General features: G+C 63.1%; 23 protein-coding genes. 19 read left to right on the top strand and 4 right to left on the bottom strand.

What is annotated here, in order from left to right; translation table 11 throughout:
* Position 1: 1 nt before the first annotated feature.
* Both IB277_RS28470 and IB277_RS28475 read left to right on the top strand, forming a co-directional pair.
* Positions 2-1285, top strand: coding sequence for an aspartate aminotransferase family protein (locus IB277_RS28470; RefSeq protein WP_060517809.1), 1284 nt, complete (start codon positions 2-4; stop codon positions 1283-1285).
* Between the two features lie 7 nt (positions 1286-1292).
* Positions 1293-2303, top strand: a complete 1011-nt coding sequence (locus IB277_RS28475) for a phosphotransferase enzyme family protein (RefSeq protein WP_112975287.1) — start codon at positions 1293-1295, stop codon at positions 2301-2303.
* Positions 2304-2323: 20 nt separating this feature from the next.
* Here IB277_RS28475 and hpaR read toward each other — a convergent pair whose 3' ends face one another.
* Positions 2324-2812, bottom strand: coding sequence for a homoprotocatechuate degradation operon regulator HpaR (gene hpaR / locus IB277_RS28480; RefSeq protein WP_034787802.1), 489 nt, complete (start codon positions 2810-2812; stop codon positions 2324-2326).
* Positions 2813-2920: 108 nt separating this feature from the next.
* Here hpaR and IB277_RS28485 point away from each other — a divergent pair, with 108 nt between their 5' ends.
* From IB277_RS28485 to IB277_RS28550, 14 genes are all read left to right on the top strand, one after another.
* Positions 2921-3313 carry a 5-carboxymethyl-2-hydroxymuconate Delta-isomerase gene (locus tag IB277_RS28485; protein WP_112975286.1) on the top strand — a complete coding sequence of 131 codons (393 nt, stop codon included), beginning with the start codon at positions 2921-2923 and terminating at the stop codon, positions 3311-3313.
* A gap of 64 nt (positions 3314-3377) precedes the next feature.
* Positions 3378-4895 carry a 5-carboxymethyl-2-hydroxymuconate semialdehyde dehydrogenase gene (gene hpaE / locus IB277_RS28490; RefSeq protein ID WP_112975285.1) on the top strand — a complete coding sequence of 506 codons (1518 nt, stop codon included), beginning with the start codon at positions 3378-3380 and terminating at the stop codon, positions 4893-4895.
* A gap of 33 nt (positions 4896-4928) precedes the next feature.
* A complete protein-coding gene (hpaD, locus tag IB277_RS28495) occupies positions 4929-5909 on the top strand; it encodes a 3,4-dihydroxyphenylacetate 2,3-dioxygenase (RefSeq protein WP_112975284.1) in 981 nt (326 codons plus the stop codon).
* A 50-nt stretch (positions 5910-5959) separates the two neighbouring features.
* Positions 5960-7396: a pyridoxal-dependent decarboxylase gene (locus IB277_RS28500; protein ID WP_060582292.1), complete on the top strand. Its 1437-nt coding sequence runs from the start codon at positions 5960-5962 to the stop codon at positions 7394-7396.
* Positions 7393-8262: a fumarylacetoacetate hydrolase family protein gene (locus IB277_RS28505; RefSeq protein ID WP_060529317.1), complete on the top strand. Its 870-nt coding sequence runs from the start codon at positions 7393-7395 to the stop codon at positions 8260-8262. The genes IB277_RS28500 and IB277_RS28505 overlap by 4 nt, the downstream gene beginning before the upstream one ends.
* Before the next feature lie 3 nt (positions 8263-8265).
* The gene (hpaH, locus tag IB277_RS28510) at positions 8266-9069 is read left to right on the top strand and encodes a 2-oxo-hept-4-ene-1,7-dioate hydratase (protein WP_034787788.1); all 804 of its coding nucleotides are present in this window, start codon (positions 8266-8268) and stop codon (positions 9067-9069) included.
* A gap of 8 nt (positions 9070-9077) precedes the next feature.
* Positions 9078-9884: a 4-hydroxy-2-oxoheptanedioate aldolase gene (hpaI, locus tag IB277_RS28515; RefSeq protein WP_112984983.1), complete on the top strand. Its 807-nt coding sequence runs from the start codon at positions 9078-9080 to the stop codon at positions 9882-9884.
* A gap of 134 nt (positions 9885-10018) precedes the next feature.
* A complete protein-coding gene (pepT, locus tag IB277_RS28520) occupies positions 10019-11251 on the top strand; it encodes a peptidase T (RefSeq protein ID WP_192372197.1) in 1233 nt (410 codons plus the stop codon).
* 96 nt (positions 11252-11347) lie between these two features.
* Positions 11348-12280 carry an AraC family transcriptional regulator gene (locus tag IB277_RS28525; protein ID WP_192372199.1) on the top strand — a complete coding sequence of 311 codons (933 nt, stop codon included), beginning with the start codon at positions 11348-11350 and terminating at the stop codon, positions 12278-12280.
* Between the two features lie 227 nt (positions 12281-12507).
* A complete protein-coding gene (locus IB277_RS28530; protein ID WP_192356989.1) occupies positions 12508-13785 on the top strand; it encodes a sugar ABC transporter substrate-binding protein in 1278 nt (425 codons plus the stop codon).
* A gap of 90 nt (positions 13786-13875) precedes the next feature.
* Positions 13876-14736: a carbohydrate ABC transporter permease gene (locus IB277_RS28535; protein ID WP_034787778.1), complete on the top strand. Its 861-nt coding sequence runs from the start codon at positions 13876-13878 to the stop codon at positions 14734-14736.
* Positions 14736-15557: a carbohydrate ABC transporter permease gene (locus IB277_RS28540; RefSeq protein ID WP_034787776.1), complete on the top strand. Its 822-nt coding sequence runs from the start codon at positions 14736-14738 to the stop codon at positions 15555-15557. Before IB277_RS28535 ends, IB277_RS28540 begins: the two co-directional genes overlap by 1 nt.
* A 32-nt stretch (positions 15558-15589) precedes the next feature.
* The gene (locus IB277_RS28545) at positions 15590-16636 is read left to right on the top strand and encodes an NAD(P)-dependent alcohol dehydrogenase (RefSeq protein ID WP_112984982.1); all 1047 of its coding nucleotides are present in this window, start codon (positions 15590-15592) and stop codon (positions 16634-16636) included.
* A 3-nt stretch (positions 16637-16639) separates the two neighbouring features.
* Complete coding sequence (locus IB277_RS28550; RefSeq protein WP_060582299.1) at positions 16640-17722, top strand: ABC transporter ATP-binding protein; 1083 nt, start codon at positions 16640-16642, stop codon at positions 17720-17722.
* Between the two features lie 40 nt (positions 17723-17762).
* On the opposite strand, the gene IB277_RS28555 is transcribed toward IB277_RS28550, so the two are convergent.
* On the bottom strand, positions 17763-19070 hold the full coding sequence (locus IB277_RS28555; protein ID WP_246812839.1) for a hypothetical protein: 1308 nt from the start codon (positions 19068-19070) through the stop codon (positions 17763-17765).
* 276 nt (positions 19071-19346) lie between these two features.
* Here IB277_RS28555 and IB277_RS28560 point away from each other — a divergent pair, with 276 nt between their 5' ends.
* Positions 19347-19799 (top strand): hypothetical protein, encoded by a 453-nt coding sequence (locus IB277_RS28560; protein WP_162727333.1) that lies wholly within the window; start codon positions 19347-19349, stop codon positions 19797-19799.
* Between the two features lie 53 nt (positions 19800-19852).
* Here the strand turns inward: IB277_RS28560 and IB277_RS28565 are convergent, their stop codons facing one another.
* Positions 19853-20494 (bottom strand): response regulator transcription factor, encoded by a 642-nt coding sequence (locus IB277_RS28565; protein ID WP_034787767.1) that lies wholly within the window; start codon positions 20492-20494, stop codon positions 19853-19855.
* A gap of 5 nt (positions 20495-20499) precedes the next feature.
* Positions 20500-21885, bottom strand: coding sequence for a sensor histidine kinase (locus IB277_RS28570; protein WP_034787765.1), 1386 nt, complete (start codon positions 21883-21885; stop codon positions 20500-20502).
* 278 nt (positions 21886-22163) lie between these two features.
* On the opposite strand from IB277_RS28570, the gene IB277_RS28575 reads away from it, so the two are divergent.
* Both IB277_RS28575 and IB277_RS28580 read left to right on the top strand, forming a co-directional pair.
* The gene (locus tag IB277_RS28575) at positions 22164-22916 is read left to right on the top strand and encodes a hypothetical protein (RefSeq protein WP_176960302.1); all 753 of its coding nucleotides are present in this window, start codon (positions 22164-22166) and stop codon (positions 22914-22916) included.
* Between the two features lie 75 nt (positions 22917-22991).
* A complete protein-coding gene (locus tag IB277_RS28580) occupies positions 22992-23759 on the top strand; it encodes an EAL domain-containing protein (protein ID WP_192372201.1) in 768 nt (255 codons plus the stop codon).
* Positions 23760-23983 lie beyond the last annotated feature (224 nt).

The following is a 23983-nucleotide window of genomic DNA, read 5'->3' on the forward strand; positions in this document are numbered from 1 at the left end:
CATGACAGGCAACGCGGATCTGATCGCGCGCCGCGAGCGGCTGCTCGGGCGCAACATGTCGCTGTTCTACGAGGAGCCGGTCCATCTGGTGCGCGGCGAAGGCGTCTGGCTCTTCGACGCCGATGGCCGCCGCTATCTCGACTGCTACAACAACGTGCCGCATGTCGGCCATTGCCATCCGCGGGTGACCGAGGCGATCGCCCGGCAGGCCTCAACCCTCAACACCCACACCCGCTATCTGCACGAAGGCATTCTCGACTATGTCGAGCGGCTGACCGCGACCTTCGACAAGAGCCTCGACGCGGCGATCCTCACCTGCACCGGCAGCGAGGCGAATGACGTGGCGCTGCGCATGGCTCAAGCCGTGACCGGCAAAACCGGGGTGATTGCCACCGACCACACCTATCACGGCAACACCGCGGCCGTGTCGCAGCTTTCGACCCGAATGCCGCCAGTCGGCGGCTTCGGCGGCCACGTGCGCCACGTGCCAGCACCCGACAGCTACCGACCGCTCGGCGGCGAGCCGGGTGACGCATTCGCTGCGGCCTTCACCGCCAAGGTCGAAGAAGCGATCGCCTCGCTTGAGCAGAGCCCGCACGGCTTCTCGGCGCTGATCATCGACCCCTTCTTCGCCAATGAGGGCTTTCCGGAGTTGCCATGGGAATTTCTCGACGGGGCTGTCGCCGCGGTCAGAAAAGCCGGCGGCCTCGTCATTGCCGACGAGGTCCAGCCGGGCTTCGGCCGTACCGGCGGCCATATGTGGGGACACCAGAAGGCCGGCATCGTGCCCGATATCGTCACGCTCGGAAAACCGATGGGCAATGGCCATCCGATCGGCGGCGTGGTTGCCGGCGCCGACACGCTCAACGCCTTCCGCAAGGCGTTTCGCTACTTCAACACCTTCGGCGGCAACCCCGTATCCTGCGCTGCCGCCATGGCGGTGCTCGATGTGATCGAAAGTGAGAAGCTCATCGAGAACGCCGCTGCCGTGGGCGCTTACGCCAAGGCGGGTCTCGCGCGGCTTGCGGACAAACATGACGTGATCGGCGACATCAGGGGCAGCGGCCTGTTCTTCGGTGCGGAACTCGTCACCGATCGCAGCGAGAAAACACCGGCGAGCGGTCTCGCGACAAAGGTGATCAACGGCATGCGAGGGCGAGGCGTGCTGATGGGCAAGCTTGGCGTCCACCAATGCACGACGAAAATCCGGCCGCCGATGCCGTTTACCCGCGAGAATGCCGACGTCATGCTGTCGACGCTCGACGACGTGCTCTCGGGTCTGTGAGCCGACGATGATCGCCGACCTGCCTCCGCAATTTCGCGCCGCGCTCGACAGGCGGGCCTGCCAGGCGCTCTCGCACTGGGGCGTCGCCGACCAACGGCCGGAACTCCTGAAATACCGGGAAAACGCGGTGTTTCGCGTATGCCTCCCCGATGGTCGGTCGGCGGCGCTGCGGCTGCACCGCGCCGGCTATCACGGCGAAGCGGCCCTTCGCTCGGAACTGCAATGGATGGCAGCACTCGGCGATGCCGGTCTCGCGGTGCCGCGGCCGATCGCAACGGCGGACGGATGCCTGCTTGTTGCCCTGCCGGAAGATGAAGCGTTTGCCGCGCAGCACGCCGATATCATCGGCTGGATGGACGGACAGACGCTCGGCGAAAGCGGAAAGCCGCTGTCCCACACACCCGAAAAGCTCGGCGCGATCTTCTCGGCACTCGGCGCCACCATGGCCGAGATGCACAATCTCGCCGACCGCTGGACGTCGCCGGAGGGATTCTGGCGCCCCGCCTGGGATGCGGAAGGACTGCTCGGCGAGCGGCCGCTCTGGGGACGGTTCTGGGACTGCGACGGCTTGTCTTCGGCGCAGACAAGAGCACTTTCGGCGTTGCGCCATGATCTCCGGCGGCGCCTGGCAACGATGCCGACTCCGGCGCAGGATTTTGGGCTGATCCATGCCGATCTCGTTCGGGAGAACGTGCTCGTTGCCGAGAACGGCGTGACCGTCATCGATTTCGACGATGCCGGCTACGGCTTTCGCCTCTTCGACATCGCGACCGCACTCCTGAAAAACCGGCGCGAGCCGGCATATGAGACGATCGAGGCTGTGCTGATCTCAGGCTATCGAAGCCGCCGCGCCCTGCCGGACGAAGCGTTTTCCTGCCTGCCGCTGTTCCTCGTGCTTCGCAGCCTCACCTATATCGGCTGGTTTGCCTCGCGGCCGGAGTTGCCCGCGGCGCGCGACCGCGTCCTGCGATATGCCGACGAGACGGTGGCGCTTGCGGAAGAACTGGGGGTTCGATGATCAGGGCGCCGTCGAAGCACTCAGTCGTTGAGACTGGCGAGTTCGTCCAGCATATCGAGCAGGACTTCGACGCGCTCGTGGCCGTAGCGAGCTTCGAGCTCCTCGTAGATCGCGCGGCTTTCCGGGCTGACGTCGGCGATCACCCGCATGCCCTCGGGCGCGATCTCGAGCAGAACGCGCCGGCCGTCGTCGGCGTCCTTATGCTTGGTGATCAGGCCGCGCTCCTCGAGCGAGCGGATGATGCGCGTCAGGCTTGGCGCCAGGATGAAGGCCTTGTCGGCCATCTCGGACGCATCGACCCGGCCGGCTTCGGCGAGAATGCGGATCACCCGCCATTGTTGCTCGGTAATATCGTGACGCGCCAGCATCGGTCGAAAATGCGCCATGACGGCTTCGCGTGCGCGCAGAAGCGCGATCGGCAGCGAACGGCGCGTGTTGTGCGGCAAAAGGGCGTCGTGGCCCAGGTCGGTGGGAGGCTTTTCGCGGCTCATAGGCGTTCTATCGGACATTTTCTTTCGTTCTGCAATCGGCAGGCGCAGCTGCGGGAAACGGGCTGCTTGACAATGCCGGCAATTTCGTTAACGTGTTAAATATATGAGAGCGCATCGGGAGGAAAGATGCCGCATCTGACAATCGAATATTCCGGTAACCTCGACACTCGCGTCGACTTTGCCAAGCTGTGCCGCACGGTGCACGCGACCATCCTCGGCACCGGCCTCTTCGAGCTTGGCGCCATCAGGGTGCGCACGATCCAGAGCCGCGACTATGCGATCGCCGACCTCCTGCCGGAAAACGGCTTCATCGACCTGTCCTTCCGCATCGGCCGCGGCCGCACGGAAGCGGAGAAGAAGGCGACCGGCGACGCGATTTTCAAGGCCGTCAGCGAAGAACTCTCGACGCTCTTCTCGACGCCGCATTTCGCCCTCAGCCTGGAGATCCGCGATATCGATCCGGAGCTGAGCTGGAAGAAGAACGCCATTCACCCCAGGCTGCGCGCCTCCAACGGCTGAGCGCGGCCCACCCACAAAAACACAGCAGTGCGCGGCGAAGTCTGCGCCAGCATCGGAGACCATCATGTCCAAGCTCGCCGAAAACCTCGCCAAGGCGGAACGCTATCTTGCCCGCTTCAGACGCGAAGGCGTGCTCAACCACATCAACGGTGAAGCCCTTCCCTCGCTTGATGGCGAGACTTTCGAGACCATCTCGCCCATCGACCTGAAACCGCTGGCAAAGATCGCGCGCGGCAGGGCTGCAGACATCGACCGCGCCGCCAAGGCCGCGAAAGCAACCTTCGCCGAATGGGCGTCCATGCCCGGCGATGCGCGCAAGAAGCTCCTGCATAAAATTGCCGATGCGATCGTCGCGCGCTCCGAGGAGATCGCCTTCGTCGAGTGCGTGGATACCGGACAATCGCTGAAGTTCATGGCCAAGGCGGCGCTGCGCGGTGCGGAAAACTTCCGCTTCTTTGCCGACCGGGCGCCGGAGGCACGCGACGGCAAGATGCTGCGCGGCGGCAACCAGATCAACATGACGACGCGCGTGCCGATCGGCCCAGTCGGCATCATCACGCCCTGGAACACGCCCTTCATGCTGTCGACCTGGAAGATCGCCCCGGCGCTCGCCGCCGGCTGCACGGTCGTCCACAAGCCGGCGGAGTTCTCGCCGCTGACCGCACGGCTGCTGGTGGAGATCGCCGAGGAGGCCGGGCTGCCGAAAGGTGTCTGGAACCTGGTCAACGGTTTCGGCGAAGACGCCGGCCGGGCGCTGACCGAGCACCCCGATATCAAGGCGATCGGCTTCGTCGGTGAAAGCCGCACCGGCTCGATGATCATGAAGCAGGGTGCCGAGACGCTGAAGCGCGTCCATTTCGAACTCGGCGGCAAGAACCCGGTGATCGTCTTTGCCGATGCCGATCTCGAACGCGCGGCCGACGCCGCCGTCTTCATGATCTATTCGCTGAACGGCGAACGCTGCACCTCGTCCTCGCGCCTTTTGGTCGAAGACAGCATCTATGACCGGTTCACCGCGCTCGTCGCCGAGAAGGCCAAACGCATCAAGGTCGGTCATCCGCTTGACCCCGAGACCGTCGTCGGCCCGCTCATTCACCCCGTGCATGAGAAGAAGGTGCTCGACTATATCCGAATCGGCCGCGAGGAGGGTGCAACCATTGCTGCCGGCGGCGAGAAATTCGACGGTCCGGGCGGTGGCTGCTATGTGACCCCGACGCTCTTTACCGGCGCCAATAACGGCATGCGCATTGCCCAGGAAGAAATCTTCGGGCCGGTGCTGACGGCGATCCCGTTCAAGGACGAGGCGGAGGCGCTGGCGCTTGCCAACGACACGCAATACGGCCTGACCGGCTATCTCTGGACCTCCGACGTCACCCGCGCGTTCCGCTTCACCGATCATCTGGAGGCCGGGATGATCTGGGTGAACTCGGAGAATGTGCGCCACCTGCCGACGCCGTTCGGCGGCGTCAAGAGCTCGGGCATTGGCCGCGACGGCGGCGACTGGTCGTTCGATTTTTACATGGAAACCAAGAACATCGCCTTTGCCAGCTCGGCGCACGCGATCGCCAAGCTCGGCGGCTGAGCGCGCTGGCAAAAAAATCTGGAGGAGACATCAATGCCCTTGCCGAAACCCAACCTCTACCCGCCCTTCAACATCGTGCGGCTGAGCCATGTGGAGCTCGCCGTCACCGATCTCGCCAAATCACGCGCCTTCTATGTCGACGTGCTGGGCCTGCAGGTCACCGACGAGACGGCGGACACGATCTATCTGAGGGCCATGGAGGAACGCGGCCACCACTGCATCATTCTGAAGATGGCGTCGAGCGCAGAGGCTCGCGACCTCGGCTTCAAGGTCTTTGGCGACGAGGATCTCGAAAAGGCCGCGCATTTCTTCAAAGCGAAAGAATTGCCTGTCGAGTGGATCGAACGCCCCTACCAGTCACGCACCTTTCGCACCCGTGACCCGCAGGGCATCCCGCTCGAATTCTATTCGAAGATGGACCGCCTGCCGCCAATCCACCAGAAATACACGCTCTACCGCGGCGTCAAACCGCTGCGCATCGACCACTTCAACTGCTTCTCGCCCGATGTCGACGAAGCGGTCGCCTTCTACAACGAGATCGGCTTCCGGGTAACGGAATACACGGCCGACGAGGAGACGGGACGTCTCTGGGCCGCCTGGACCCATCGCAAGGGCGGCGTGCACGACATCGCCTTTACCAACGGCCGCGGCCCGCGCCTGCACCACACCGCCTTCTGGGTACCGACGCCGCTCAACATCATCGACCTGCTCGACCTGATGTCGACCTCCGGTTGGCTCGCCAATATCGAACGCGGCCCCGGCCGCCACGGCATTTCCAACGCCTTCTTCCTCTATGTCCGCGACCCTGATGGACACCGCATCGAGATCTACTGCTCCGACTACCAGACCGTCGATCCGGATCTGGAACCGATCAAGTGGGACCTGAAGGACCCGCAGCGCCAGACGCTCTGGGGCGCGCCGGCACCGAAATCCTGGTTCGAGGAAGGCAGCGCCTTTGCCGGTGCCGAGGCGAGGGACTCGATACTGAAAGCCCAACCGATCGTCGCGCCGTGACGTTTGGCGAGTGGATCGGGTAAGGGCCTCGCATCGAACGGGAGTAGAAAATGGACGAGAAGAGTTTCACCGAATGGTCGCTGAAGGCGGCGAAATGGGGTGCGGACTATCGCGCCTCGCTGCGTGACCGCCCCGTGCGGGCGCAGACGGCACCGGGGGCAATTGCCGCCCAGATCCCGGCGCAGCCGCCGCGGACCGGCGAGGACATGCAGGCGATCTTCGAGGACTTCGAAAAGATTATCCTGCCTGGCATGACCCATTGGCAGCATCCGCGTTTCTTCGCCTATTTCCCGGCGAACGCGGCACCCGTCTCCGTCGTCGCCGAATACCTCGTCACCGCCATGGCGGCGCAGTGCATGCTCTGGCAGACCTCGCCGGCGGCGACCGAGCTCGAGACCAAGGTCCTCGACTGGCTGCGCCAGGCGATCGGACTGCCCGAGGGCTTCTCCGGTGTGATCCAGGATTCGGCGTCCTCGGCGACACTCTCGGCCGTGCTTGTCATGCGCGAGAAGGCGCTCGGGTGGAACGGCAACAAGAAGGGCCTCGCCAGCCAGCAGCAGCTTCGCATCTATTCCTCCGATCAGGTTCACACCTCGATCGACCGGGCGATCTGGGTCTCGGGGATCGGCGAGGAGAACCTCGTGCGTATCCCGGCGAACGGGCCGCGGCGGGCGATGGACTGCCAGGCGCTCGAAGCGGCGATCCTCCGCGACAAGGCAGCAGGCCTCGTGCCGGCGGGCGTGATCGCCTGCACCGGAGGCACAAGCACGGGTGCCTGCGACGACATCGCCGAGGTCGTGCGGGTCGCCCATGCGCACGGTCTCTACGTCCATGTCGATGCCGCCTGGGCCGGTGCCGCGATGATCTGCGAGGAGTTTCGCGAACTCTGGGCCGGCGTCGAAAACGCTGACTCCGTCGTCTTCAATCCGCACAAGTGGCTGGGCGCGCAGTTCGACTGCTCGGCGCATTTCATCCGCAGTCCCGATGATCTGGTGAAGACGTTGGCGATCCAGCCGGAATATCTGAAGACGCACGGGCGCGACGGTATCATCAACTATTCCGAATGGACGATCCCGCTCGGCCGGCGTTTCCGGGCTCTGAAACTTTGGTTCCTGCTGCGCTTCCATGGTCTCGAAGGCCTGCAGACGATGATCCGCAACCACGTGCGCTGGTCCCGGCAACTGGCGGAGCGGCTGGCCGAGCACCGGGATTTCGAGATCGTGACCGCACCGATGCTGTCGCTGTTTTCGTTCCGCCATCTGAGCGAAGGGGATCCGGACGCCCACACCATCGCTTTGGTCAACGCGATCAACGATGACGGCCGCATCTACCTGACCCAGACGCGCGTCGATGGTCGCGTGGCGATCCGTTTCCAGGCGGGCCAGTTCGACATGACGCAAGAGGATGCCGAGACGGCGTTCGAGGTCATTGTCGAGGTCGCCGCCGCGCTCGACGGACAACACGAAAAAACGAAGGCTTCCCGATGACACCTCCCCGTTTCGTCACCTTTTCGGCCGGAAACAGGCGGGGCTACGGCCTCGTTTCCGGCAATGGATTGATCGACCTTAGCACACGATATGGATCGACCTTTCCGACGCTGCGCGAGGTGATCGAAGCCGGTGCCCTTACCCGGCTTGCCGACGAAGCGGCCGGACTGCCGGCGGACATTTCGCTCGACGATATCCGCTACGAGATCCCTATACCGGCACCGGAAAAGATCATTTGCGTCGGCGTCAATTTTCCGGACCGCAATGAGGAATACAAGGACGGGCAGGTGGCACCCTCCAACCCGTCGCTGTTCATCCGTTTCCCGCGCTCCTTCACCGGACACGGGCAGCCGCTGATCCGCCCGCCGGAAAGCGCACAACTCGATTATGAAGGCGAGATCGTCATCGTCATCGGCAAGGGCGGTCGTCGTATCCCCGAGGCGACGGCGCTCGACCACGTCGCCTCGCTTTCGCTCTCAAACGAAGGCACGATCCGCGACTGGGTGCGCCATGCCAAGTTCAACGTCACCCAGGGCAAGAACTTCGACCGCACCGGCTCGATCGGTCCTTGGCTGGTGCCATTCACCGACGAGGCCCAGCTTGCCGACATCAAGCTGGAAACCCGCGTGAACGGCGAGGTTCGCCAGCAAGACCGCACCAGCCGGATGATCTTCTCCTTCCGCAAGATCATCAATTACGTCTCTACCTTCACGACGCTGGTGCCCGGCGACGTCATCGTCACCGGCACGCCGACTGGCGCCGGTGCCCGTTTCGATCCGCCAATCTGGCTGAAGCCTGGCGACATCGTCGAGGTCGAGGCCCAAGGCATCGGCACGCTCATCAACCCAGTTGCCGACGAGGCCTGACCCATGCTCGACAAGAACCAGATCGAGTCAGCCGCGACGGCACTCGACATCGCCGAACGCGAGCGCGTCCAGACCGGACTGCTGTCGCTCCAGCATCCCGACATGACCATGGACGACGCCTATGCGGTGCAGGCCGCCTGGGTGAAGAAGAAGATCGCCGCTGGACGCCGGGTGATCGGCTGGAAGATCGGCTTGACCTCGAAGGCGATGCAATATGCGCTCAACATCGACATCCCCGATTCCGGCGTGCTCTTCGATGACATGCTGTTTGAGGACGGCGCGCGCATTCCGGGCAATCGTTTCATTCAGCCGCGCATCGAGGCCGAGATCGCCTTCGTGATGAAGGCGCCGCTTTCCGGCCCCAATGTCACCGTCTTCGACGTGTTGAACGCCACCGATTACGTGACGCCGGCGCTCGAAATCCTCGATACGCGGATCCTGCGCGTCGATCCGGAAACGAAGAAGGCGCGCACGATCGTCGATACCATCTCCGACAACGCCGCCAATGCCGGCATCGTGCTTGGCGGAAGACAGATGCGGCCCGATGCGATCGACATGCGCTGGATGGGCGCGATCGTCTCGCGCAATGCCGAGGTCGAAGAGACAGGACTGGGCGCCGGCGTGCTCAACCACCCGGCCCGCGGCATCGCCTGGCTCGCCAATCGCCTGGCGCTCTACGGCGACCGTATCGAGGCCGGCCAGATCGTGCTTGCCGGCTCCTTCATCCGCCCGGTCGAGGCCCGCCATGGCGACACCATCGTCGCCGACTTCGGCCCGTCCGGCACCGTCAGCTGCTTCTTCGAATAGGAACGCCCATGCCCGCTCCGCGCAATCCGTTCAAACAGGCCCTCACTGACAAGCGTCCGCAGATCGGCCTCTGGCTGGCGCTCGCCAATCCCTATACGGCCGAGATCTGCGGCGGCGCCGGGTTCGACTGGCTGCTGCTTGACGCCGAGCATGCGCCGAACGACGTGCCGCTTCTGGCGGCACAGCTCCAGGCGCTCGCCGCATCGCCAAGCCACGCCATCGTCCGGCCGCCGATCGGCGAGACCTGGATGATCAAGCAGATCCTCGACATCGGCGCGCAGACGCTGCTGGTGCCGATGGTCGAAAGCGCCGAACAGGCCTGCGCCCTGGTGCGCGCCGTGCGTTATCCGCCCCATGGCGTGCGTGGAGTCGGTGCCGCCCTTGCCCGGGCATCGGCCTTCAACCGTATTCCCGACTATCTGCAGACCGCCAATGACGAGATCTGCCTGCTCGTGCAGATCGAAAGCCGGGCCGGCCTTGCCGCGCTCGACGAGATCGCCACGACCAAAGGCGTCGACGGTGTCTTCATCGGCCCGGCGGATCTTGCCGCCGACATGGGCTTCCTCGGCAAGCCCGGTGCGCCGGAGGTACAACAAGCAGTCGAGGCGGCGCTCTTTCGCATCCAGTCGCACGGCAAGGCGGCCGGTATCCTGACCTCCGATCAGGCCCTTACCCGCCGCTACCTAGAACTCGGCGCGACCTTTGTGGCGGTCGGCAACGATGTCGGCCTGCTGGTCGGCGCCACGTCGAAGCTGGCAGCGGAGTTCAAGGGTACCAGAGGCGAGACCGAGACGACGGCTGGAAAAATCTACTGATCGGCATCGTCTGCGCCGCGACCGGAGGAGCCAGTCAGGCCACGACCAACCGCATGCGTTGGGCGGTCACGACTTTCCCTCGTCTCGGTCTGGGGGTATAGCGGTCTGACGCCCACCAGCATTGGATTCCCGCCATGACCGATACCGTTCTCGACCGCTTCCTTCGTTATGTCGTCATCGACACCCAGTCCGACGCGAGGTCGAAGACGCAGCCGTCGACGGAAAAGCAGAAGAACCTCGGTCGCGGGCTCGTCGAGGAACTGCTGACGATCGGCCTTGCCGACGCCCATCTCGATGAAAACGGCTACGTCTATGCCACCATTCCTTCGAACGTGGACAAGCCGGTGCCGGTCATCTGCTGGTGCTCGCACATGGACACGGCGCCGGATTTCACCGGCACGAACGTCAAGCCGCAGATCGTCAGCAACTACCAGGGCGGCGATATCAGGCTCACGGGAGATCCGCAGCAGGTAATCCGCGTCGCCGACCACCCGGTTCTCAACGACCAGATCGGCAATGACATCGTCACGACCGACGGCACGACGCTGCTCGGCGCCGACGACAAGGCCGGGCTTGCCGAGATCGTCGCGGCCGCTCAAGTTCTCGTCGACAATCCCGAAATCAAGCACGGCACGATCAAGCTGCTCTTCACCACCGACGAAGAGATCGGCCGCGGCGTCGACAAGGTCGACTTGAAGAAGCTTGGGGCCCAATTCTGCTATACGGTCGATGGCGAAACCGCCGGCCATATCGAGGACGAGACCTTTTCCGCCGATGGCGTCGAGATCGTCATTCAGGGCGTCGCCATCCACCCGGGCTTTGCCAAGGACAAGATGGAGAACGCCATCAAGATCGCCGGCAACATCATTAGCCGGCTGCCGCGGGAGGTTTCGCCCGAGGGCACCGAGGGCCGCGACGGCTTCGTGCATCCGACCGGCGTGACCGGCTCGATGGACAGGGCGCAGCTCGGCCTCATCGTGCGCGACTTCGACGAGGCGGGCCTTGCCTCGAAGGAAGCCATGCTCGAAGGCATCGTCAAGGACGTGATGAAGGCCTATCCGGGCTCCACCTACAGTTTCGAGGTCAAGCAGCAGTACCGCAACATGAAGGCCATCCTCGACCGCCATCCGGAGATCGTCGAAAACGCCATCGAGGCGATCCGCCGGGCCGGCATGCAGCCGGTGCGCGGCAGCATCCGCGGCGGCACCGACGGTTCGCGGCTCTCCTTCATGGGTCTGCCTTCGGCCAACCTCTTCGCCGGCGGCCACGCCTTCCATTCGCCGCTCGAATGGGTCAGCCGCCAGGACATGGAGCGCAGCGTAAAGACGCTGGTCGAGCTCGCCAAGATCTGGGCCGAACGCGCCTGACATAGTCCGGAAAACGGGGCGGCTTGGGTGCAATAGGCAGCCGCTCCTTCTCCAAAGGAGACGACCGATCGACACGGCGCGAAGGAGGGTCAGGCGATGAGTACGGCGCGAGGCTCAAAACGCGCGCCGGCAAAGCCCGCTTCGCTCGCAACCAACCCGCCGACCTTCGAGCACATCGTCACCGGCGTCAACGAGACGTTCCTATGGCGTCTCGACAACTATCCCTGGGAACGGAACGTCTGGAACTTCCATCCGGAGATCGAAATCCATCTCATCCGCAAGGCCTCGGGCCTTGCCTTCGTCGGTGATCATATCGGCCAGTTCGGTCCGGGTTATCTCACCGTCATCGGCAGCAACCTGCCGCATGACTGGGTAACGGTTACCGAACCCTATGAGATTATCGAAGGCCGTGACATCGTCATGCAGTTCCACCCGGATCGCATGCGCGAGATCACCGACGCCCTACCGGAATTTGCCGAGCTCGAGGCCTTCTTCGCCCGCGCCGAGCGCGGCCTGGTGTTTCATGGCGAAGCCCGCGCCAAGGGCGCCGATCTGATCGAACGTATGGGCAGCCTGAAAGGGCTCTCGCGCTTCTCGCTGTTCATCCAGCTGCTCGATCTGCTGGTCAACACCGAAGAATACGAGTTGCTCTCCTCGCCGGAATTCGCGCCAGAACTCGACCAACAATCGCTTGACGTGCTGCGCGGCGCTCTGGCCTTCATCTACGAGAACATCGCCACCGACATTCATCTTGCCGATCTTGCCCGGCAGGCCGGCATGAGCGAAACGGCCTTTTCCCGTTTCTTCAAGAAGAATACCGGCAACACCTTTACCGACCACGTCAACAAGCTGCGCATCTGGCAGGCGTGCAAGCTGCTTGCCGAAACCGACGTGCCGATCACCGACATCTGCTTCGAGGTCGGCTACCTCAACATCTCCAATTTCAATCGCACCTTCCTGCGCCAGCACAAGATGACGCCTTCGGCCTACAGGCGGCTGACGGGCCAGCGTCGTACTTCCCGTTCTTAGGCGCGTTTCACCCACCCAGGCAATGAATCCTTGCGTTTGCTGCGCTGCAAACGGCTGGCATCTGGCAATTTTCTGCAAGAAAGTACAGAATTGCCGCATCGCGCACGCTAGTTCGGCAGAGCGTAAGGCCTATCATCGAACCCAGCGAAACGGTTCGCTATGAGGAAAACGCACTGGATCTGAGGAGTATCCGGCGCGCATCGCAGACCTGGGGAGGTCTTTTCACAATGAAAAAAGCCAAAACGCTCGTTTCGAGCATCGCCTTCGCATGCCTTCTTTCCACCGGCCTGACGACTGTTGCGGTCGCTGCCGAATGCTCCGGCACGATCAAGGTGCTCGCCCAGCCGCGCGACGGCCTGACGCTGCTCGAAGACTACAAGTCCGAATTCGAGAAGCTCTCGGGCGGCGCATCCTTTGAGATCGACTATCTCAACGAAAACGACCGCCGCGCCAAGACCAAGGCGGACGCCTCGACCATCGGCAAGTACAACGTCTATTACATCGACGAGGCAAATGTGGCGCTATTTGCGTCGGCCGGCTGGGTCGCGCCGCTGATGGACTATTATCCTGCCGACTACGACTACGCCGATTTCGATCCGGGCCGCGAGAAGGTCGCGACCTATGACGGCAAGGTCTGGTTTGCGCCGGTCACTGGCGGCGGGGACCTCATGGTCTACCGCAAGGACCTGCTTGAGGCGGCCGGCATTACGCCGCCGAAGACGCTCGACGAATATGTTGCCGCAGTGAAGAAGCTCAATCAGCCCGACCAGGGTATCTACGGCACAGCCCTTCGCGGCCAGCGCGGCTCGGGCGCCAATGTCTGGCGCTGGATGCCATTCTTCAAGGGCTTCGGCGGCAACTGGTTCGACGGCAAGACGCCGGTCTTTGACGGCGAACAGGCGGTCAAGGCGACCGAGACCTATCTCGAACTCTTCAAGTACTCGGCACCGGGCAGCCAGACCGGCGGCTGGGACGAGGCGGTTGGTGCTTTTACCTCCGGCCAGGTGGCGATGCTGATCGAATCCACCCCGCTCGTCGGCATGGCGATCGATCCGAAGTCCTCGAAGGTGGCCGGCAAGGTCGGCTACCTGCCGCCTCCGGCACCGTTGACGGGCGGCGGCTACGGCCATGGTCTGGCAATCGGCATGAAGGCCAACAAGGATGAGGCCTCCAAGGCCTGCGCCGGTCTGTTCGTAGCTTGGGCGACCTCGAAGGAAAACGAGGCCCGGCGGCTCGAAGCCGGACAGTTCAGCGAACTCAATCGCACCAGCATCATGACCAGCCCGAAATTCGCCGAGCTCTACGGCCCCGATCTCGGCCAGGCGCTTGCTGATACCGGCAAGGTCACCGCCGTCAACTTCTGGCAGAACCCGCAATGGCCTGATCTTGGCGACCGCTGGGGCATCATCCTCGAGGAGCTGATCACCGGAACGCGCACCGACATCAAGGAAGGCCTCGACGAACTCGACGGCTTCGCCAAAGACCTGGTTGCCCGCAGCCAGTAAGCCGGTTCCTCCCAAGGGCCATCGGCCGGCAAAGCCGCCGGTGGCCCGCACCATCGGGGGCGTTCAAAGCCCAGCCGTAGGACTGATCACATGAAGCAGAAAAACAGCCTGCCGGCGGTGTTCCTCACCCCGGCCATGGGCATCCTTGCCGTTCTCGCCCTCGTGCCGACGGCCTATGCGATCTACATATCGTTCCAAAACCGGGAACTCAGCCGTCCGGACGGCAGCTTCGTCGGTTTCGCCAATTATATCGACCTTTTCTCGGACCGCCGCTTCATCAATGCGATCGGCGTCTCCCTGACCTGGGAAGCCGTGACCGTCGGCATGACGCTCGCCATCGCCGTCGGCCTTGGCATTCTGCTGTTCGAATGCGTCTCGCCGCGAACGCGCAACCTGCTGGCGCTCCTGTTTCTGGTACCGGTGATCCTGCCACGCGTTTCGGCCGCCTTCGTCTGGAAGTTCGCCTTCCATCCGCTCTATGGCATCGCCACCTATCCCTACAAGGCAATCATCGGTCAGCCACTCGATCTCCTGTCCAATCCGGCGACTGCACTTGCGACAGTCGCATTGGTCGATGTCTGGCAATGGGGCCTGTTCTTCGCCGTCATCGTGCTGAAGCTCCTGGAAACGCTGCCACCGCAACCCTTCGAGGCAGCAAAGCTCGACCATGCCCGCACATGGGAGATCTATGCCTTCATCGCGCTGCCGATGCTGAAGGCGCCGCTGATCTCGCTTGCCTTCGTCAAGATGATCGAGTCGCTGCGCGCCTTCGACCTGATCTACGTCATGACCCGCGGCGGCCCCGGCATCGCGACCGAAACGCTCGACATGTACGCCTTCTCGCAAGGCTTCATCGAGTCCGGCCGGATTTCCTACGCCTCCAGCATGGCGGTTCTGATGATGATCGCCACCTCGATCGCCTTCACCTTCATCTGGAAGAGGGTTCAGTGATGACCGCCCACGCCCTTGGCCGCTTCATTGGCCGGCTCATCCTTGCCGCCGCCGCCTTCTCTGCCGTGTTTCCAATGTTCTGGACCGCGCTCAATGCCTTCAAGAACCGGGTCGACATCGTGACACCGACCCCGCTCTTCTTCTTCGAGCCGACGCTCGACAACTTCGCCTATGTGCTCGGCCGCGAAAGCGTCTTTGCCGGCCTCGTCAATTCGCTGCTGATATCGGGCGCTGCGGTGCTGATCGGTGCCACTCTCGGCCTGCCCGCCGCCTATGCGATCGCGCGCTATCCCAACCGCTGGTCCCGCGACATTCAGTTCTTCGTTCTGTCGCTGCGCTTCCTGCCGCCGGTCGCGATCGCCATTCCGCTGATGGTGATCTGGCTCGATTTCGGCCTCTATGACACCCGCCTGTCGATGATCGTCACCTATTCGCTGCTGACGCTCGCGACCATCATCTGGCTGAGCGTCCCGGCCTTTGCGCGAGTGCCGAAGGAAGTCGAGGAGGCTGCCCGCGTCGATGGCTACGGTCCTTATGCGATCTTCTTCCTTATCGCGCTGCCGATTGCCCTTCGGTCGCTGATCGGAGCGGTCGCCTTTGCCTTCGTGCTCGTCTGGAACGAATTCCTGATTGCGCTGATGCTGACGACGTCCGACGCCAAGACGTTGCCGATCGTCGCCTCGGAGCTGACGCAACTCGGTCGCGACGTGCCCTGGGGCATCCTCAACGCCTCCGTCGTGCTGCTCTCCATCCCGCCGCTGCTCTTCATCGGGGTTCTAAGTGGCATGCTCAACAGCGCCTTCAAGCGCAAGACCCAATGAATCCCAAGACTGGAAAAACAAGGAAATCCTTCATGCAAGCGTTGGTCCTCGAGCAAAAAGGCAAGCTCGCAATCCGGGAGATCGATCTCCCGCTGGAACTTGGTCCCGATGATGTCAAGATCGCCATCGACACGGTCGGCGTCTGCGGCAGCGACGTGCACTACTACACCCACGGCGCCATCGGCCCCTATGTGGTGCGCGAACCGATGGTGCTCGGTCATGAGGCGGCCGGCACCGTCGTCGCGGTCGGAAGCAATGTCGAAACGCTCGACGTCGGCGACCGGGTCTGCATGGAGCCGGGTGTTCCAGAACTGACCTCCCGGGCTTCCAAACTCGGCATCTACAATGTCGATCCCAAGGTGCGGTTCTGGGCAACGCCGCCGGTTCATGGCGTGCTCGCTCCCTTCGCAGTCCATCCCGCCGCCTTCACCTACAAGCTTCCCGACAACATCTCCTTTGCCGAAGGCGCGATGGTCGAACCGTTCGCCATCGGCATGCAGGCAGCCGCCCGCGCGCGGATTGCACCGGGCGATGTCGCCGCGGTGATCGGCTGCGGGCCGATCGGCATCATGGTGGCGCTCGCAGGCCTTGCCGGTGGCTGCAGCCGTGTCTTCATCTCCGATTTCAGCGCGGAGAAGCTGGCGATCGCCGCTCAGTATCCGGGCATCATCCCGGTCAACATCGCCGAGCGGCCTTTTGCCGATGTCATCGCCGCGGAAACCGGCGGCTGGGGCGCCGATCTCGTCTTCGAGGCGAGCGGCAGCGCCAAGGCCTTTTCCGGGATATTCGATCTGGTCCGCCCGGGCGGTGCCGTGGTTCTGGTGGGCCTGCCGGTCGAACCGGTACAATTCGACGTTCCGGGCGCAATCTCCAAGGAAGTCCGGATCGAAACGGTGTTTCGTTACGCCAACATCTTCGACCGCGCCCTGCAATTGATCGCGTCCGGCAAGGTCGATCTGAAGCCGCTGATCACTGAAACCTTCCGCTTCGAAGACAGCATCAGGGCATTCGAGCGGGCCGCATCCGCCCGACCGACTGATATCAAACTACAGATCCGCATGGACAGTGGGAAGGATTGAGCCATGGCGAACATCGTCTGCTCCAATGTCGACAAGCAATACGGCGCCGTTGATGTCATCAAGGATTTCAACCTCGATGTCGCCGATCATGAATTCATCGTGTTTCTCGGTCCATCCGGCTGCGGCAAGTCCACGCTGCTGCGCATGATTGCCGGTCTCGAAGACATATCCGGCGGCATCGTCTCGATCGGCGGGCGGGCGGTCAACGACCTGCCGCCTCGCGACCGCGGCGTCGCCATGGTCTTCCAGAACTATGCGCTCTACCCACACATGACGATCTACGACAACATCGCTTTCGGACTGAAGCGCATGAAGGTGCCGAAGGCGGAGATCGATACGCGGATTCGCGCTGTTTCGGCAACGCTCGGCCTCGAGCCCTATCTCGCCCGCAAGCCGACCGAGCTGTCCGGCGGGCAGCAACAGCGCGTCGCTATCGCCCGCGCGATGATCAAGACGCCGCGGGTCTTCCTCTTCGACGAGCCGCTCTCCAATCTCGACGCGAAGCTGCGCAATCACATGCGGGTCGAGATCGCCCGGCTGCACCAGAAGCTAAAGACCACGACGATCTATGTGACCCACGACCAGTTGGAGGCGATGACACTTGCCGACCGGATCGTCCTGATGAAGGGTGGCGCGATCGAGCAGGTCGGAACGCCCGCCGAGATATACGAACGCCCGCGCACGCTCTTCGTCGCCGGCTTTATCGGCACACCCAACATGAATTTCATCGACGTGACGGCCGAAAAGACCGAAGGCGGCTGGCTGTTGCGCAGTGCGGGCGGCAGCTTCGCGATCTCGGACGACAGGTTCACGCTTCGCCATGGCCAGACGCTAGTGCTGGGCATACGTCCCGCCGACCTGGCGCCGGCGGAAAGCGGGCTCAATCGTATCGAGGGCATCGCCGACCTGGTCGAGTTTCATGGTAACGACGCGCTCGTGACCTTTCTGTTTGCCGGCAAGGAAATTGGCGCACTGGTCAAGGCCAGCGGCTGCCCCAGGCCGGGGGAAGCCGTATCCTTCACAATCGAGCCAAACGGCTTGCACCTGTTCGACCGGGAGAGCGGTCTCTCGGTGCTGAGTACGTGAGCGGCAAGCAACAGCCCTGCCCCGACAGGACTGTTTGCCTTCAGGCCGCGTTGGCGAATGAGGCGGCCGGGAGCGGCCCGGCCGTCATCATCGTAAAATCGAAGGGCGCGCGAACGTCGGCATCGAGCACGTATTGGCGGTGCACACGCAGGAAGTCGCGCTTGATCCGGCCATAGCGCTCCGGTGACAGCATATGCTTGAGCCGGATGAAAACGATGGGCGGCTGGGGCGCATCGCCGTGTCCGGCAAGCGCCACCACCTGGCATCTGTAGAAATTGATCGCGTCGGTCAGGCACTGGACGTCGAACCAGAAGATATCCTTCACCCGGGCGATGGCGCCGACGCGCGCGCGCAACACTTCGGCTGAGCGCAGCAGCGCACATTGCAGGATCGCGCCGCCGAGCGTGACGAAGACGATGCGTTTTCCGGCAAAGAGGCCTGGCTCCCGCTCCACCAGGGCGCCGATCACTTGGGTGGCGATGCTGGAGCCCATGCTGTGAGAGCTGATGACGTACTCGTCGGCCGGTTCGTTGAGCGCGGCCCGCGCGGATGCCAGGCTGTCTTCAACCCATTGCTTTAAATATGGTTTTTCCAGACGCGCAACGGCAACCGCCAGCTCCCAGTCGGAAAAGAGATGCAGGGTATGCCACCGCTCCGACCAGGGGAGAAACAGCTTGAAAAAGACCAGGTAGGCGACGATCGCGCTCAGGACGAGAAGCGATGATTCAAGCGCAAGCCAGTAGGGGGCGGTGCCGATCAACACGCTCCCCGCGACGCCAATTGCCACCAGCAGGAACGGAAAGAGAAAGAACAGGCCGAACCGCCAGGCATGCCGGAAGTAGCCGAATGCGCCGCCTTCCCAGACGACGCGCAGGGCGCTCAGGTAGCCCGCGACCATTCGATGCAGCGTGCCCCGGCCATTCAGGCGTCGGACGATCTCGTCGTGATCGAAGATGTAGACGCGGCTGGCCGTCTGCCAGTCGGCGCCCTGGCTATCCACGTCGAAATAGCGGCCGGGTCCCTCGCTCTCCACCTGCCCGACCTGAACATCGAAATCCTGAAGTCTCGCCGTCTTGACCGCCGATCGCTTGTAGCGCGCCTGATGCTTGACGGCATCCAGCGGCTCGAAGCCCGGAAAATGCAGCACGATGCGTTTCTTGACGTGCCCGGTCGATTTGTCGTGTGACAAGTGTTGATCTTTCAAAAGGCGCAAAACGCCCGTCCCCGGGCCTCCGAAGAGGTGCAGGAGCGGGCGCTCGATGAGCGCCGGGTGGTCCCAGCCTGCCGGAGACGTCAACGATCTCGATGTCGAGAATATGGCCAAATGAAACGATGCAACGGCGTGCATGACAATTTCAATCGCGCCATCGCCTGACTACCCGTCACGCCACGGTCGCTGCTCGGCAAGAGCGCAGGCCACAGCCGCCAAACGACGACGCATGGAACCCGACTTTGGTCCTAAGGGAATCCGACGATTGTCCGGCCGTCGCCGGGGAAAGGTCTGGGAAAGCGTAACCGGCGCAGACGCGCGTTGACTGGCCATGCCGGCCATGAGCAAAGTCGAACTTGCCGGTATCCGCCGGAGCGTGCCCACCCTGTGCCGCGACATCGCCAGAGGACTGAAATGCCCAATCGCCGGATTTTTCTTGCTGCATTCTTCTGGCCCGCGATCCTGTTGGTGACGACCCTTCCCTACAAGCTCGATCTGACCCGCGCAGGTCTGTCGATGACCGAGACGGTCGCCCTCGCCAAGAACGGCAATAATGGCGGCGGCAACGGCGGTGGGAATGGTGGTGGTAATGGCGGAGGGAACGGGAACGGCGGTGGCGGCAATGGCGGTGGCAACGGCAATGGAAACGGGAATTCCAACGAAACCCGTTCCGGCGGAAACTCCAAGGCCTCCCGTGCCAATGAAGACGCCACCGACGATGGCGAAACCGGTATCCGTCACAAGGGCGGCATAACCGAGCAAGTCAGGAAGGGGCGCTACATCATGAAGGATGCCCGCGGACGGACGATCATCAACCGCCGCGCGACATCAGCCGACAAGCAGCGCATGGAGACCCTGGCGCATTAGCACGCGCCGCCGATCGGCGTCGGCGGTGCGACGGTATCGGTCGGTCTTAGAGACTAAAGCTCGCGCGCGTCGCGCAGAACCATTGCCGCTTCGGTGCGGTTTGCGACCCCCAGCTTCGTCATGATCTGCGTCATGTGATGCTTCACGGTCTTTTCCTGCAGGTCCAGCTCGATGGCGACATGCTTGTTGCTCATGCCGGCGGCCACCAGGTGCAGAACCTCTTTCTCGCGGGGCGTCAGGGTTGCGACCAGACCGGATTTTCCAGGCTGGGCCGGGCCCTTCGTCGACAAAAGCTTGGCCGAAAGGGTCGGCGCCACGTAACGCTCGCCCGAAGCGACAGTGCGAATGACCTCGGCGAGCGCCGAGGCGCCGACCCCCTTCAGCACATAGCCGGTGGCACCCCGGTCGAGCGCCGTGGTCACGTCATCTCCGTCTTCGGAAACCGTGAGCATGATGATCTTCTGCGACGGAGCGACCTCCAGGATCGCCGGTATCGCCTCCAGCCCGCCGCCCGGCATGGAGATATCCATGAGCATCACATCCGGTCCGAGGCTTTGCGCGATCCCGGTCGCGTCGTCCTTCGAACTGCCCTCGGCGACGATCTCAAACCCCTCGATCTCCGACAGGCTCCGGGTCACGCCTTCGCGAAACAGAGGGTGGTCGTCGACCACGGCAACGCGTATCCTTGACGTCATGATTGTCAGATCTCCTTGACGCTGGTCGTCATGCGAACGGTGGTGCCGGTCGGCTCGATGATGAGCTCAAACGTTCCGCCGAGACTTTCGATCCGTTCGCGCAGGCCGGCAAGACCAAGACTTGTGGGCGGAACTTTGTCCGGATCAAATCCGGGTCCGCCATCGGCGACCTCGATGGTGACACGGTCGCCGACTGTTCGTTGCGATACCTGCTGCCTCACGCCGCCGGCATGCCGGTAGCCGTTGTTGAGGGTTTCCTGCACGAAGCGGTAGATGCAGATCTTTGCCGCCTGCGACAGACGGTCCGGCGGATCGGCCAGGGCGAGCTCGACCGCCGCCCCTGTGCGCTGCTGATGGGCCTTCACGCAACGCTGCAGGATCTCTGCCAATCCGGCCGTCTCGATCTGCGGCAGGACCAGGCCGCCGCAGATTGTGCGGATCTCCTGCATCGCCTCGTCGAGGCTCGCCTTGATCGCGCCGATCTCGCGCGCACGGGTGGCCGCCGGCGTCGCGTCGCGCTTCAAGGTCTCGCTGCCCAGTCTTAGCGAAGCATAGGCGACGAGTTGGGCGGGGCCATCATGCAGGTCCGCGCCGATGCGCCTCAGATAGCTTTCGTTCAACGCGGTGGCGCGCTGCGATGCGCGCTGCAGCCGGCCGCGCAACGTTTCGTTCTGCGCCAGCGATGCCGAAAGCTCGTCGACGCGCTGGGCGAGCGCATGCCGCTGGCTCTCGATCGTCTTGCTGCCCCGAAGCACGATCGCCGACAGCACGACGAAGAAGGCAAGCGTGAAGGCTGCGACCGCCAACCAGGTGTGTGCGCGCGCCTGATTGAGGCTTTGTTCGAAATCATTGGCCACCTCATGAAATTCCGACACGGCCACCACCTGGCCGGACCAGGGCTGGAGCACCGGATTGTAGATGGCAAGCGCCGGCTCGGCCGTAGCCCTGTCCGCCGTCCCATCCCCGGCCTGGTCGAAGCGGGCGACCATTTTGCCTGAAAATGCCGTCTGAAGTTCCTCGCTTGGCTCCACCTTGGTGCCGACGGCCGCCTGGTCACTCGAATAGAGAAGCGTGCCATCCGCACGCCAAAGGCGGAACGAGAGGAGGCGTTCGCCGAGCGCGCCCTGGCCAAGGGTCTCGTCCAGCGCACGGGCAACCGTTTCATCGAGCACTTCATTCGTCTGCATATCGGGCAGCAACGGCGCGATCACGCTGTCGACGTAAAGCGCCGTCGTTGCGGCGGAATTCCGGGTGACTGCGTCTTCGATCCTGTTCGATACGAAGGCGCCGACCAGAACCATCGCACAAGCGGCGACCGCTCCTCCGATCAGCAGGAACTGGGTGGCTAGAGATTGAGAATTCCAGCGGGTGATAAGCTGTTGGACGCGCACCAGGTCTCTCGGATCGGGCCGCCGGCTCGTGCGGCGCGACGATTGTAGCAAGGCCGCGCCAACCTAACCACTCTCATGACAGGGTCAATGGCGCAGCCATCGCGACCGAACTGTTCGGACCTTTGATGCTGCGGAATAGGACCTAGGTCCTAGGCGAAAAGGCAATGGTCGGGGGCCGATGGCGCCGTCTCGGAGGCGCAGATATCGTCTTCACATCGAACGTCGTGTCTCGATCCGTAAGCAAATGAGAACGACCAGTTGGAAATGAGGAGATATCTATGCCTGTGACGAAGCTGATCGCCCGGAGCATCATGGCGCTGACGCTGGCAGTCGCGCCAATGGCTGCCGGTTCCCTGAGCCTGATCGATTCCGCCTACGCCAAAGGCGGCAATGGCGGCGGTGGTGGCAATGGTGGCGGCGGCGGTAACGGCGGGGGCAACGGTGGTGGCAATGGCGGGAGCCACGGTGGCGGTTCCGGCCACAGCAAATCCGACACTTCCCGCGGAAGCAAGGAAACGAGCACTGGCAAGTCCAGTGGAAAATCGCAGCACAAATCCGGGACCTCCGGCAGCAAGACCAAGGCGACCAAGGCAGCCAAATCGGCAAAAGCCGAGAAACCCGCCAAATCGGTCGTGGTTGCATCGGACCCGGTGGTCGATCCGGTAGTCGATCCCGTTGTGGCGCCCGGGTCTAAGCGAGGGTTCAACTCGCTCAACCGCAACTACCACGCCTATCTCAATTCAAACGATCCGAAGATGGCGGCCGTTTCCGCTTACGCAATCGCCTATGCGCAGTTCGAGGCGGAAAATGGCGTCGACGCCATCCCAGCCGATCCTGCGCTGAGCGACGAAGCGCTGCGCCAGGCGCTAGCGGGCTTCACCAAGGATGGCGTGGTAACCGACGACATGGTCGACGAAGCCAAGGGGATTCTCGGGGTCGGCCCCGCCGTTGGCAAGATCGACGAAATCCGCGGCACGCTGCCGCCGCAGACGGTGGTTGTTGTCGAACCGGAGCCGGAGACCGCCCAATAACGAGGAACTGGCCACCGGCTCACTTGGTGAGCCGGTGGCTGCATCCGGACCCGCGTCCAAGCCAATGGAGTTTAAATGTTTGACCGTGTTGTGGAAATCTTCGACCACGCAGCAAAAGAAGGGCGCGTCGGGTTTTCACTTCAACACGTCAATGCCGTCGCCGATGTCGGCACCGTGCTCTATTCGGAGTGTCTGGGAAGGATCATCCGACCCGACGGCGAGGTCATGACCGCCAGCGAGTTCATACGCTATCTGGAGGCGGCCGGCCGCATTGCTGCGCTGGACAGGCACATGCTCACGCTCGCCTTCGACTGGTTGGCGCATCATCCGACCGGCGACCTCGGCTGCAACATCTCGGTCGAGAGCATCTGCGACGAGCGCAACCGGACGCTGCTCCTGGATCTGCTGTCGACCCATCGGTGGCTGGCATCGCGCCTCGTGCTCGAACTCGCCGAAAGCCTGCCGATCTCAGCGCTCCCGACGGCCGGGTGTTTCGTTCGAAGCGTACGCGAGCTTGGATATCGGGTCGCCGTCGATGACTTCGGAACGGGATTTTCGACGCCGGAGGCACTTTTGTCCCTGCCCGTCGACATCGTGAAGATCGACGGCTTCTTCCTGCGGCTCGGACGTCCCGACGCGGAGCGGTTCCTTCTGCACATGGTGGGTCTGGCGTCCTGCGTCGCTCCCGTCGTTGTGGTCGAAGGTGTTGAAACTTATGCACAATTTGAGGTCGCGCAAGGCGCCGGCGCAACGCACGTGCAAGGGTTCCTGCTCTCCGAACCGACCCTCAGCCCACTATTTGGCGGCGAGTTGCGTCCAGCTCAAACCGCGATGCTCTGCTAGCGTCGCGCGCAATCATTCAAGCGCACTGCACTCCCTCCCCTTATGCTTTCCTGATCTTTCCATCCCATCTTCCCAGGCGAAATCCTATGCCGATCTGCGCGATAGAAGGAGCGGGCGGCAATGTGCCTGTAGGTCGTTTTGCCTCAGGCATGCTGCCATGCTGGTGCCGCTTTTGAATGGCTTGAGACGTGCCGCGCCGCAACACCCGGTGCCGCAGCATTCAC

Origin of the sequence: Ensifer sp. ENS07 (genome assembly GCF_014852185.1) — a bacterium.
Lineage (GTDB): Bacteria > Pseudomonadota > Alphaproteobacteria > Rhizobiales > Rhizobiaceae > Ensifer > Ensifer adhaerens.

Excerpts from the sequence above, each read along its gene's own strand:
- IB277_RS28470 (WP_060517809.1), top strand. The coding sequence starts at position 2 with ATGACAGGCAACGCGGATCTGATCGCGCGCCGCGAGCGGCTGCTCGGG.
- IB277_RS28475 (WP_112975287.1), top strand. The coding sequence starts at position 1,293 with ATGATCGCCGACCTGCCTCCGCAATTTCGCGCCGCGCTCGACAGGCGG.
- hpaR (WP_034787802.1), bottom strand. The coding sequence starts at position 2,812 with ATGTCCGATAGAACGCCTATGAGCCGCGAAAAGCCTCCCACCGACCTG.
- IB277_RS28485 (WP_112975286.1), top strand. The coding sequence starts at position 2,921 with ATGCCGCATCTGACAATCGAATATTCCGGTAACCTCGACACTCGCGTC.
- hpaE (WP_112975285.1), top strand. The coding sequence starts at position 3,378 with ATGTCCAAGCTCGCCGAAAACCTCGCCAAGGCGGAACGCTATCTTGCC.
- hpaD (WP_112975284.1), top strand. The coding sequence starts at position 4,929 with ATGCCCTTGCCGAAACCCAACCTCTACCCGCCCTTCAACATCGTGCGG.
- IB277_RS28500 (WP_060582292.1), top strand. The coding sequence starts at position 5,960 with ATGGACGAGAAGAGTTTCACCGAATGGTCGCTGAAGGCGGCGAAATGG.
- IB277_RS28505 (WP_060529317.1), top strand. The coding sequence starts at position 7,393 with ATGACACCTCCCCGTTTCGTCACCTTTTCGGCCGGAAACAGGCGGGGC.
- hpaH (WP_034787788.1), top strand. The coding sequence starts at position 8,266 with ATGCTCGACAAGAACCAGATCGAGTCAGCCGCGACGGCACTCGACATC.
- hpaI (WP_112984983.1), top strand. The coding sequence starts at position 9,078 with ATGCCCGCTCCGCGCAATCCGTTCAAACAGGCCCTCACTGACAAGCGT.
- pepT (WP_192372197.1), top strand. The coding sequence starts at position 10,019 with ATGACCGATACCGTTCTCGACCGCTTCCTTCGTTATGTCGTCATCGAC.
- IB277_RS28525 (WP_192372199.1), top strand. The coding sequence starts at position 11,348 with ATGAGTACGGCGCGAGGCTCAAAACGCGCGCCGGCAAAGCCCGCTTCG.
- IB277_RS28530 (WP_192356989.1), top strand. The coding sequence starts at position 12,508 with ATGAAAAAAGCCAAAACGCTCGTTTCGAGCATCGCCTTCGCATGCCTT.
- IB277_RS28535 (WP_034787778.1), top strand. The coding sequence starts at position 13,876 with ATGAAGCAGAAAAACAGCCTGCCGGCGGTGTTCCTCACCCCGGCCATG.
- IB277_RS28540 (WP_034787776.1), top strand. The coding sequence starts at position 14,736 with ATGACCGCCCACGCCCTTGGCCGCTTCATTGGCCGGCTCATCCTTGCC.
- IB277_RS28545 (WP_112984982.1), top strand. The coding sequence starts at position 15,590 with ATGCAAGCGTTGGTCCTCGAGCAAAAAGGCAAGCTCGCAATCCGGGAG.
- IB277_RS28550 (WP_060582299.1), top strand. The coding sequence starts at position 16,640 with ATGGCGAACATCGTCTGCTCCAATGTCGACAAGCAATACGGCGCCGTT.
- IB277_RS28555 (WP_246812839.1), bottom strand. The coding sequence starts at position 19,070 with ATGCACGCCGTTGCATCGTTTCATTTGGCCATATTCTCGACATCGAGA.
- IB277_RS28560 (WP_162727333.1), top strand. The coding sequence starts at position 19,347 with ATGCCCAATCGCCGGATTTTTCTTGCTGCATTCTTCTGGCCCGCGATC.
- IB277_RS28565 (WP_034787767.1), bottom strand. The coding sequence starts at position 20,494 with ATGACGTCAAGGATACGCGTTGCCGTGGTCGACGACCACCCTCTGTTT.
- IB277_RS28575 (WP_176960302.1), top strand. The coding sequence starts at position 22,164 with ATGCCTGTGACGAAGCTGATCGCCCGGAGCATCATGGCGCTGACGCTG.
- IB277_RS28580 (WP_192372201.1), top strand. The coding sequence starts at position 22,992 with ATGTTTGACCGTGTTGTGGAAATCTTCGACCACGCAGCAAAAGAAGGG.